The 10,088-nt window shown below is 31.8% G+C and carries 14 protein-coding genes; all 14 read left to right on the top strand.

All coding sequences use genetic code 11. The annotated features are described in order from the left end of the window. On the top strand, positions 1-602 hold a 602-nt coding region (locus V7Q02_RS15215), incomplete at its 5' end, for a primase-like DNA-binding domain-containing protein (protein WP_333861935.1). A 79-nt stretch (positions 603-681) separates the two neighbouring features. Continuing rightward, positions 682-843 carry a hypothetical protein gene (locus V7Q02_RS15210; RefSeq protein WP_333861934.1) on the top strand — a complete coding sequence of 54 codons (162 nt, stop codon included), beginning with the start codon at positions 682-684 and terminating at the stop codon, positions 841-843. Positions 844-866: 23 nt separating this feature from the next. After that, complete coding sequence (locus V7Q02_RS15205; protein ID WP_333861933.1) at positions 867-1,427, top strand: hypothetical protein; 561 nt, start codon at positions 867-869, stop codon at positions 1,425-1,427. Between the two features lie 113 nt (positions 1,428-1,540). After that, on the top strand, positions 1,541-2,170 hold the full coding sequence (locus V7Q02_RS15200) for a hypothetical protein (protein WP_333861932.1): 630 nt from the start codon (positions 1,541-1,543) through the stop codon (positions 2,168-2,170). Between the two features lie 113 nt (positions 2,171-2,283). Continuing rightward, positions 2,284-3,486 (top strand): phage portal protein, encoded by a 1,203-nt coding sequence (locus tag V7Q02_RS15195; protein WP_333861931.1) that lies wholly within the window; start codon positions 2,284-2,286, stop codon positions 3,484-3,486. Then, the gene (locus V7Q02_RS15190; protein ID WP_333861930.1) at positions 3,473-4,045 is read left to right on the top strand and encodes an HK97 family phage prohead protease; all 573 of its coding nucleotides are present in this window, start codon (positions 3,473-3,475) and stop codon (positions 4,043-4,045) included. The genes V7Q02_RS15195 and V7Q02_RS15190 overlap by 14 nt, the downstream gene beginning before the upstream one ends. Positions 4,046-4,047: 2 nt before the next feature. Continuing rightward, positions 4,048-5,289, top strand: a complete 1,242-nt coding sequence (locus V7Q02_RS15185; RefSeq protein WP_333861929.1) for a phage major capsid protein — start codon at positions 4,048-4,050, stop codon at positions 5,287-5,289. Positions 5,290-5,368: 79 nt separating this feature from the next. Further along, complete coding sequence (locus V7Q02_RS15180; RefSeq protein ID WP_333861928.1) at positions 5,369-5,623, top strand: head-tail connector protein; 255 nt, start codon at positions 5,369-5,371, stop codon at positions 5,621-5,623. 3 nt (positions 5,624-5,626) lie between these two features. After that, the gene (locus V7Q02_RS15175) at positions 5,627-6,013 is read left to right on the top strand and encodes a hypothetical protein (protein ID WP_333861927.1); all 387 of its coding nucleotides are present in this window, start codon (positions 5,627-5,629) and stop codon (positions 6,011-6,013) included. A 4-nt stretch (positions 6,014-6,017) separates the two neighbouring features. Beyond that, the gene (locus tag V7Q02_RS15170) at positions 6,018-6,557 is read left to right on the top strand and encodes a tyrosine-type recombinase/integrase (protein ID WP_333861926.1); all 540 of its coding nucleotides are present in this window, start codon (positions 6,018-6,020) and stop codon (positions 6,555-6,557) included. Between the two features lie 180 nt (positions 6,558-6,737). Continuing rightward, a complete protein-coding gene (locus tag V7Q02_RS15165; RefSeq protein ID WP_333861925.1) occupies positions 6,738-7,034 on the top strand; it encodes an HNH endonuclease in 297 nt (98 codons plus the stop codon). A 104-nt stretch (positions 7,035-7,138) separates the two neighbouring features. Then, a complete protein-coding gene (locus V7Q02_RS15160; RefSeq protein WP_333861924.1) occupies positions 7,139-7,477 on the top strand; it encodes a hypothetical protein in 339 nt (112 codons plus the stop codon). Position 7,478: 1 nt separating this feature from the next. Continuing rightward, positions 7,479-9,122: a terminase large subunit gene (locus tag V7Q02_RS15155; protein WP_333861923.1), complete on the top strand. Its 1,644-nt coding sequence runs from the start codon at positions 7,479-7,481 to the stop codon at positions 9,120-9,122. 13 nt (positions 9,123-9,135) lie between these two features. Next, positions 9,136-9,468, top strand: a complete 333-nt coding sequence (locus V7Q02_RS15150; RefSeq protein ID WP_333861922.1) for a phage head closure protein — start codon at positions 9,136-9,138, stop codon at positions 9,466-9,468. Positions 9,469-10,088: the final 620 nt, after the last annotated feature.

Here is a 10,088-nt window from a genome sequence, read left to right as displayed (position 1 = left end):
TAGTAAATAGGAAAAATAAGGATTTAGTTAGAATGGGTTTTAACATAGCTATGTTCTTTGGGTTAAATAGGATGCCAAGTGCAGCAGATAAGTCCACAGGATTTTTTAGGCGACCTGTAATTATACCTTTTAATATATCCTTTGGCACAGAAAAAGAAGTTTCAGAAGGGATAAGGGACAAGATTAAAGATACAGGCATTGCAGATAGAATTATTGCTAATGAATTAGATATTGTTTTTATGTGGAGTTTTGAAGGACTTCAAAGAGTTAAAAATAACAAATGGAAAGTTGCAATGAGTGAAGCATCAGAGCATGAAATGGAAGAATATAGACAAGAGGTTGATAGTGCCTACTCATTCTTTAAATCTAAAATGGAAGCATCACCTATAAAAGGCAGTAGAATTTTAAAAGATGATGTATATAGAAGTTACCTTAACTGGTGTTATCTAAATGAAATTACTCCAATGAATAAGGTACAGTTTGGGAGACAACTTAAAAGTTTTGGGGTAAAAGACAAGGTGAGTAATAGTTTGAGATGTTGGCTTGATATAGAAGTTATTGATTTTGAAGAAATTAAAGACGATATAAACCCATTTAAATAAAAAAATAAGTTTGCCAAAAGAAGCAAACCCTTACATTCTTAATTTACTTCTTTTGGTGGCAAATGTCAAGGAGGAAAACATGAATAAACAAGCGTTGGTAATTAAAACTGGAGTTGAAATAGGTTCCTTAATTTCACAGCTAAATTCTAGGAATCAATCTTATGTACTAAATACAATAAATGCTCTTTTATTTGCTCAACAAGTGAATTTCTATGGGAAAAAGGATCTTAAGTCAAAATAGTAAAAATCAGGAGGTATAAAGTTATGAAAAATAATAAAAAACATTTACTGGAATTACTAGATGAAGTTACTTCAACAGCTCCAAATAATAGATTAAAAACATTACTGGAAGAAGTAAGAAAAGACCTCGTGAAAAATCTTCTACAGGTGGAAGTAAGGGAAACTAACGACAATAATAAGAGTATAGAGGATGATGTAATTGAAACTAGAGAAGAAATATTAAACAATTTAGATGAAGTCATAAAAAATAAAACTGCTTTACCGCATAAGAGAACTTCTCCATATGAGATATTTAAAGTTATTGTCAATGGAACTATAGAAAATGAGTACAATCATCTTATGGAGGATGTGGAATATATAGACGACATGGAAGGTAGAGAAGAGTTAGTTTCTAGGTGCAATGAGATACAACATATCCTATATGATCATCTTCTAGAAGAATTTCATACCCTGCTGGATGAATTGGACGATAAAACAGGATATCTAGCTTGTTTGGATAACAGATATTATTTTAAGAGAGGAGTTATGGCGGGGTTAAACAATTTAAAGTTCTTAGGTGTAATAAATAATGTACATCTATACTGATAGTTAATTTAAAAGTCCCAAAAGTTTTGACGGAAAAAGACACAAGTAGAATACAAAAAAGTGTAATATTGTAAATAATAAAGATACATTTAACCTTGAGAGGATGATTGTAGTTGGAAGCAAATAAAACTATAAATGAATGGATTGAGTTAATTTCGGAATATGATGTAATTGACAGATTGAATGAAGGAGAAAAATTTAGTTCCATAAATATTGAAATGGGATTTGATGCAAATTCAGATGCCTTGAGAAAGGCCATTAAAAGATTAGGTTATAAAAAGAGTAAAAGTCAAGGACTTTACTATTTAGAACATCAAAAACATATTATTAGTTTTATGGATTCAATAGATGTGGAATCCATAATAGAGGGAATATCCGAAGAGAGATATTATAAACATTTTAAAGACAGTTTCTTTGATGATACGGAAGTTGAAAGCTGCTTGATAAATAAGGAAATTTATAACGAGTATACTTGTGTATCTAAAGAGTTAAGGTATGACGAACCAGAGGATTTAATTCATATGATTTTGTTACAATGGCTAGATAAAAACAGGCCTATTAATAAAAAAAGAGAATATGTCATTAAAGCTATGAATGAAAGTAAAGATTTTACTAAGGAAGAAATTCAATTTATATTGGAAAAAGAAAGACAAGGATATGATTTAGAATCAATGTTTTATAGAAGTGATGATTATAATTTGTCCGAGCTTTCAGAAGAAGAATTTAAACAATTAATGGATTAAAAAGAAGTAATATTTTAAAGTTCTTTGAAAACTTAATAGAAGGTATCTTGTTAGTTACTATAGGAGATGGTATAAAGTGCCTTTAACATATAAAAGAATGGGAGAAATCTACAATGAACCTTTTAAATAAATTGTTTGGGAAAAATAAAAGTCCATCAACTACAGAACGTGCCGAGGTTATGAATGGCAGTCCTGCTATATTTACTCCTTTTAGTGGTGACGCATACCAAAATGATATATATAGAGCAGCAGTTGATGCAATAGCTAGAAATGCTGCAAAACTTAAACCAACCCATGTGGTAACAATAGCAGGTCAGAGAAAGGATGGGGATGCCCAATTTAATAGGTTGTTACAGGTAAAACCTAATCCTTATATGACCACTTATGACATGATTTATAAGTTGGTAACTCACTATTATTTATATAATAATGCTTTTGCTTACTTACAAAAGGATGATAATGGTTATTTAACTGGTATATATCCATTAAGGCCATTAAATATGGAATATCTCACAGACCCAACAGGGGCATTATATTGTAAATTTTATTTTATGGGTGGTAAGGATTTTACTTTACCTTATGATGAAGTTTTTACAATTAGAAGACATTTTAATTCTAATGATTTACTGGGGGATATAAATACAGCAATAATGCCTACATTGGATTTGGCACATACTCAAAGTGAAGGTATGGAAAATGCAATAAAAGCTAGTGCAACTATAAGGGGTATTTTGAAATATAATCAAGTGTTAAGTCCTGAAAAATTAAAAATAGAAAAAGAAGCTTTTATAAATGATTATTTGACAGTAAGTAATACTGGAGGAATTGCAGCAATAGACAATAAATTTGACTATGTACCTTTGGAAATGAAGTCATATGTAATTGATGATAAACAATTAGAATCGGTAAAAAAGAAAATATATGATTATTTAGGAATATCAGAGAATATCGTAAATAGTACTTACAGTGAAAATGAATGGGCAGCATTTTATGAAAGTGTAATTGAACCTTTAGCTGTACAATTTTCATTGGAATTAACAGACAAGCTATTTACCCCAAGGGAACAGGCATTTGGAAATAGTATCCTACTTGAAGCCAACAGGCTGCAATTTGCTTCAAACACTACAAAAACCACTATATTAAAAGAATTAATGCCCCTGGGATTATTTACTATAAATCAGGCATTAGAAATATTAAATTTACCAGCAGTTGAGGACGGTGACAGGAGGATTCAGACTTTGAATGTGGTGTCAACAGATATTGTAGACCAGTATCAAATGAATGGTAAAGGAGGAAATGAGAATGAAGGAGTTTAGAACATCCAATTTAAGAGCAGCAGTTCCAGCAGGAGAAAGTAACCTTATATTGGAAGGGATACCGATAGTATTTAATACACCAACTAAAATAAATGATGTATTTGGTTCATATACCGAAATAATACGAAATGGGGCTTTAGATGCAGCCGATTTATCAGATATAAGGCTTTTATACAACCATGACTTGACTAAAGTACCTTTAGCACGTACTCCAAAAACAATGAGGTTCAATTTGGACCCGGTAGGACTTAAAATGACCGCAGAATTACCAATAACCGAAGAAGGAAAATCAATTTATACAGCAGTACAGAGGGGAGATTTATCTGGTATGAGTTTTGCTTTCAAAGTACCCCCTGGAGGAGATAATTTTGATGCAAAGAGCAACACCAGGACAATAAACAAAATAGAAAAGGTATATGAGTTTAGCATAACCCCATTCCCTGCTTATCCCCAAACCTCTATTGAAGCAAGGACGGCCATACAGGGAATATGGGATAAACAAAAAAATATCCAGCAATTAAAGATAAAAGTAAACCAGATATTGAAAAGGAGTGTATAAATATGAAATTTAAAACAATAGCAGAGGTATTTAATTTTTATAGAAACTCAAGTATACAGGATATTGAAAAGAGAGCATCAGAAATAGGCGGCATAATTGATACAGACCCAAATGCAGACATTGAAGGTTTGAACATAGAACTTGAAGGATTGAAACAAGCAAAAGTAAATATTGAAGAAAGAAATCAAAGACCAGGTGCCGGAAATCAATTTAATCCAATAACTGGAATGAATTTTAACAACAATGAAAATAAAGTACCAGAAGGGGATGTATTTTCAAGTCAAGAATATAGAAGTGCTTTTTATAAAACTATGTTAGGACAAAAGCTTACAGATGTTGAAAATAAAACATTCACAAGGGCAATGGAAATTGTTGATGCCGAAAGAAGAACCGATTCATTTAGTACTACTACAAACAGTGCAGCAGTATTACCAACATCTACATTAAATGAAGTTATAGTTAAAGCACGTAAAATGGGTGGTTTAATTTCAAATTGCAGAAATTTTAATATACCAACAAATTTAAGTATACCAATAGCAACACCAAGCAATAAGGCAAATTGGCATATAGAAGGAAATACAGTAAGTTCAGAAAATCCAAGTGATAATATAGTAAATGTATTATTTGGAGCATATGAAATAATTAAAGTATTCTCTATAAGTGCAGCAGCTAAAAAAATGACTATACAGGCATTTGAAAGCTATATGATTGATGAGCTTACAAATTGTGTAATGGAATGTATAGCAGATGCTCTGGTAAATGGAACAGGGGCAGGGCAAGGAACGGGAATATTAACGGGCATTACCTGGGATGCCACAAATAGTTTTACCTTTGCATTAGCAGGAAATCCAGGGTATAAAGATTTTACAAAAATGATGGGAATGTTAAAGAGAGGATATGGAGCCGGAGCAAAATGGGCTATGAGCAATTCAACACTTTACAATTTAGTATATAGCTTAACAGATGCACAGGGTAGACCAATATTTATTGCAGACCCAAAGAATGAGGAAATAGGATATATACTGGGGAAACCAGTTGTTATTGATGATAATATTGCAGATGATGTTATATTATTAGGTAACTTCAATTACATGGGTTACAATATGCCACAAGGTATAATTGTTGAGACTTCCAGAGACAGTAGTTTCAAAAGTGGCCTGATAGACTATAGAGCTATGGCAATAGCAGACACAAAGCCATTGGTAAAAGAAGCATTTGTAAAGTTATCAAGGGCAGCAGCTTAAAAATAGGTTTAGTAATTAATGGGTAAGGGGTAACGTTGAAACGCTACCCCTTAATTTAGAGAGGTGAATATTAATGATTATGACCATAGAAGAAGCAAGAGACACACTAAGGGTTGATGGTGAAGACTTGGACACTGTAATATCTCCTATACTTGAAGCCATACCATCATATTTAGAAAGCACCACAGGGAAAACATGGGACATAGAACCAATACAACCATTGGCAAGACAAGTATCAAAATTTATATTAATGAAGTGGTTTGATGGTACAAGCGACTATGATAAAACCATTGATGGTTTACTTGTGGCATTAACAGCAATGGGGAGGGAATAGCATATGAATGAAAATTTAATAAGTAAAAAATTACAATATGAAGAATTGGCAAAGAAAGTAACAACGAAATACAGGAGTGAAATGAAAATTATAAAAGGTGTGTTAGAAGTTCTTGAAAGTAATAGTGCCATAGAAAAAAGTGACAGCCTGGAAACTATAATATTTAAGAAATATCTGGAATTGGAGAATGTTCAAAAGGTAGCAAAATATATAAATGAATTAGGATATAGGATTAAAACAGGAAGTTGGATTGGAGAAAGAAAATACACAAGTAACGATATAACGAAGATACTCGTTGATAGAGATTGTATGGTAGAAAGAAAATTAAAATATATAGTTCAATTCTTACAGGATAAGAACTATGAGCATATGCGTAAAATATGGGGGTAATGCAATGGTTGAACCTATAAAGGACAAAGAGACTGTAAGGGATATAATACAATATTTAAAAACTAAAAATATAAGAAATGCCATCATGTTTGGATTAGGCGTATTTTGTGGCTTGAGAATAAGTGATATTTTGAACCTGAAAGTTAAAGATACACGTAAAAAATGGAATCTAAAAGTTAAACAACAGAAGACAGGCCATACAATTCAAATTGTACTGAACAGGGATTTGAAAAAAATGATAGATGAATATACGGAAGATATGAAGGACAGTGATTATCTTATAAAAAGTAGGATAGGGGATAAGGCTATATCAAGGACACAGGCTTATAGAATAATGCAGGGTATAGCAGATGAATTTAATTTAGGTGGGATAGGATGCCATAGTACAAGAAAGACCTTTGCTTATTGGTTATACATGGATAACAAGAAAGATATAGGTTTAGTACAGAAAGCTTTAGGGCATCAATCAAGTGCAACAACATTGAGATATATTGGAATGGATCAAGAGGTAGTAAGGGAAGCTATAAGGAAACTAAAGTATTAATTTGTCTATATAGGTATTGTTTTAAATTATAAGTACGTTGGATATTAAAAAATTGTAAAGGCATTGAAAATAGGAGGATTGAGGGCAGTGGATGAAGGTATCTTTCTCCTAGTGATGATACATTCAAAGCACATAAAAAAGATATAAAAATTAATAAATGTTGATTAAATTGGAGGTAATATGGCTCAAAAATATGCATTAAATTTTTATAGAAGTAAAGAGTGGGTTAAATGTCGTAATGGCTTTATGCAAAGTAAAAATTATATATGTGAAAGGTGTGGAAAGGCTGCAGATATAGCACATCATAAAAAACATATAACACCGCAAAATATTAATAATCCAAATATAACGTTGAACTGGGATAACTTACAGGCATTATGCATTGAGTGTCATAATGTTATACATGGTAGTAATCCATGTATTGAAGGTGTTAGTTTTGATAGTGCTGGAGATTTGATATATACCCCCCAGGTATGAAAATATAGGGGCTGTGGCGAAGACCGTATGCCCCCATTTTAAAACCTCTCCATGAGGTTTTTTATATTTAGGGTGGGAAAAGGAATAAAAAGGTAGGTGATTTTATGAAAAATACAGAGATTTCAATAGAGTTAAAAAAACTTAAAAGAATATTAAAAGAAATACCAAAAGACAGACAACCAATAGCACAGAGCCTGTACAATGAATTGGTTTTTATGCAGCAGACACTTATTAAATTAAAGAGTCAGGTGGAAGAGGAAGGAACAACCACCTTGTTTAAAAATGGTAGTCAGGAATTTTTAAAAGAGCATCCAGCATTAAAAGCTTATAACACTACTATTCAAAGGTACAGTCTTTTATATAAACAAGTAACAGATTTATTACCACCAGTCATTGAGAAAGAAAAAAAAGACCCTTTGATTGATTTTATAAAGGGGGCTTAATATGAACTATATTCTTGAATATTGGAAAAGCATCACTAACAACCAATTGGTGGTAAGTAAGAGAGTCTATAAGGAATATGAAGCACTTGTAAAAAATATTAAAAATCCAGGGAAATATATATTTGACGAAAATAAAGCCAATAGACCCATAGAATTTATAGAAAAGTTTTGTAAACATTCAAAAGGTGAATGGGCAGGAAAACCAGTCATATTAGAACTATTTCAAAAGGCTTATATAACTGCTTTATTTGGTTTTGTAGATAAATATACAGGGTTAAGGCGTTATAGGGAAAGTATGTTTTATGTGGCACGTAAGAATGGAAAAACAACAATGTTAAGTGGTATAGCTGCCTATATGATGATTGCAGACGGAGAAGGAGGGGCAGAGGTTTTTAGTGTGGCCAGTAAAAAAGACCAAGCAAGATTATTGTTTGATGAAACACACAATATGGTTAAACAAAGTCCAGAGTTATCAAAACATATTAGAAAACGTAAGACAGATTTATATTTTCCTCTAACTATGAGCCGATTTCAACCATTAGGGAAAAATAGTGATACACTTGATGGTTTAAACTCTCATTGTGTTATCATGGATGAGTTACACAGTATAAAAGATAGAAACCTATATGAAGTAATGAAACAGTCAATGAGTGCAAGGCGGGAACCTTTAATGATTATGATAACTACAGCCGGAACCGTCAGAGAATGTATTTTTGATGATATATATGAGTATGCTTGTAATGTAGTTGATGGTAATTTTGAAGATAATACCTTTTTACCTATTCTTTATGAACTGGATAAAAAAGAAGAATGGACAAGTCCAGCAGCATGGTACAAGGCAAACCCTGGATTAGGTGTAATTAAAAAGATTGATGATTTAGATGTTAAAGTTGAAAGAGCTAAAAAAAATCCAAAAGATATAAGTGGCGTATTAACAAAAGATTTTAATATAAGGGATACAATAAGCAGTGCATGGCTTACATTTGATGATATAAATAATCCTGAAACCTTTGATATATCAATGTTTAAAAACTGCTATGCTATAGGTGGAGCTGATTTATCCATTACTACAGATTTAACAGCAGCAACTCTTTTATTAATGGATAAAGAAACCCATAAAAGATATGTGCATCAAATGTATTGGTTGCCATATGATAACTTTGAAAAAAGAGTGTACCATGAAAAGATACCTTATGATAAATGGCTAGAACGTGGACTGTTAAGATTATGTAATGGTAATAGTATAAATTATTCAGATATTACAGCATGGTTTTTAGAAATGTTAAATGAATATGGTGTTACTCCTTTGTGGATTTACTATGACAGTTATTCAGCTAAATATTGGGTTGAAGAAATGGAGCAATATGGCTTTAAAATGGTTAGATGTATCCAGGGAGCCAGAACATTATCATTACCAATGCAGAATATGGGGGCAGACCTACAAGCCAAGAAAATAAATTATAATAATAATCCTATTCTTAAATGGTGTCTTACTAATACTGGAGTTCAGACAGACCGAAATGGTAATATAGTGCCAATTAAGAATCAGGCAGCAAAACAACGTATTGATGGTATGGCTTCTATGCTTGATTCCTATGTTGGATTATATGAGCATTATGAAGAATTTATAAGGGCTATACAATAAGGATGTGGTAGATATGAAAAATATAAAAAATAAAAAAATAAATATACTGCATTATGTAGAATATGAAAATGAATTGGGAGAAACCGACCGAAAGCTTGATTATTTGGATAAAAATATATGGGCATATTATAGACACGCAACTACAAAGGAAATTCAACAAGCAATTATTGCAAATACTAAAGTACAGGCTATATTTAAGCTAAATTGGCGTAGTGATATAGATTTGAGTTGTGTTATAGAGCATAATGGTAAAAAATACTATATAACAGATATAGACGATTTAGAAGGATATAAGACAGATTTAAAAATTACTGCTTATACGGAAGATAACTATAATAACGATTGACAATATGAATTCTTATTAAAAGTACAGATAGTACACATAGTACAGATATGAAAGTACAGATAATTTATCTGTACTTTCCTTTTATATCAAGGGTTTCAGGGTAAAAGTACAGATAGTACAGATGTTTTTGCAAAGTCTAGATTTTATCTTTTTTATGTTGCACAACTTGCAGAAATGCACATAATTTAATATGGACATATATAGGGATGATAGATAATGAATAATTACTTGCAGAAAATTTTACCCCCTTTTTTACCCCTTATAGAATAAAATAAAAGGGTATAATAAGGGACAAGACGGGAAATGAAATGACAGTATAACAGGGTTTAGGGGTAGTGAGGGATTGTGCAAAATTGATTATTACGTCCCAGCGTGCCGGGGGTTCAAGTCCTCTCTGATGCACCAGAAACCGTTGGAAACACTAAGTTTCAACGGTTATTATTTTATCCTAAAATTAAATTTTCCCTCCATTTTCCCTCCAAAGTTTTGGATGAAGAATTATTTAATATTAAGAGCTTATCCCTAAATAGTTTCTGGTATGATACGATAATAAAGAAAAAGGGAGAGGGAGAGATCTGCAAATGATACAAAAGCAATCATGGGAGATAACAGATGAGTTT

The organism is Clostridium sp., from assembly GCF_036781005.1.
In the GTDB taxonomy this organism is placed as follows: domain Bacteria; phylum Bacillota; class Clostridia; order Clostridiales; family Clostridiaceae; genus Clostridium_B.
This window is presented reverse-complemented; position numbering and strand designations above follow the sequence as displayed.

What these genes read in the sequence shown, in the direction of transcription:
- V7Q02_RS15160 (WP_333861924.1), top strand. Translation starts at nt 7,139, where the DNA reads ATGAAAAATACAGAGATTTCAATAGAGTTAAAAAAACTTAAAAGAATA.
- V7Q02_RS15165 (WP_333861925.1), top strand. Translation starts at nt 6,738, where the DNA reads ATGGCTCAAAAATATGCATTAAATTTTTATAGAAGTAAAGAGTGGGTT.
- V7Q02_RS15150 (WP_333861922.1), top strand. Translation starts at nt 9,136, where the DNA reads ATGAAAAATATAAAAAATAAAAAAATAAATATACTGCATTATGTAGAA.
- V7Q02_RS15190 (WP_333861930.1), top strand. Translation starts at nt 3,473, where the DNA reads ATGAAGGAGTTTAGAACATCCAATTTAAGAGCAGCAGTTCCAGCAGGA.
- V7Q02_RS15175 (WP_333861927.1), top strand. Translation starts at nt 5,627, where the DNA reads ATGAATGAAAATTTAATAAGTAAAAAATTACAATATGAAGAATTGGCA.
- V7Q02_RS15210 (WP_333861934.1), top strand. Translation starts at nt 682, where the DNA reads ATGAATAAACAAGCGTTGGTAATTAAAACTGGAGTTGAAATAGGTTCC.
- V7Q02_RS15155 (WP_333861923.1), top strand. Translation starts at nt 7,479, where the DNA reads ATGAACTATATTCTTGAATATTGGAAAAGCATCACTAACAACCAATTG.
- V7Q02_RS15205 (WP_333861933.1), top strand. Translation starts at nt 867, where the DNA reads ATGAAAAATAATAAAAAACATTTACTGGAATTACTAGATGAAGTTACT.
- V7Q02_RS15195 (WP_333861931.1), top strand. Translation starts at nt 2,284, where the DNA reads ATGAACCTTTTAAATAAATTGTTTGGGAAAAATAAAAGTCCATCAACT.
- V7Q02_RS15170 (WP_333861926.1), top strand. Translation starts at nt 6,018, where the DNA reads ATGGTTGAACCTATAAAGGACAAAGAGACTGTAAGGGATATAATACAA.
- V7Q02_RS15185 (WP_333861929.1), top strand. Translation starts at nt 4,048, where the DNA reads ATGAAATTTAAAACAATAGCAGAGGTATTTAATTTTTATAGAAACTCA.
- V7Q02_RS15180 (WP_333861928.1), top strand. Translation starts at nt 5,369, where the DNA reads ATGACCATAGAAGAAGCAAGAGACACACTAAGGGTTGATGGTGAAGAC.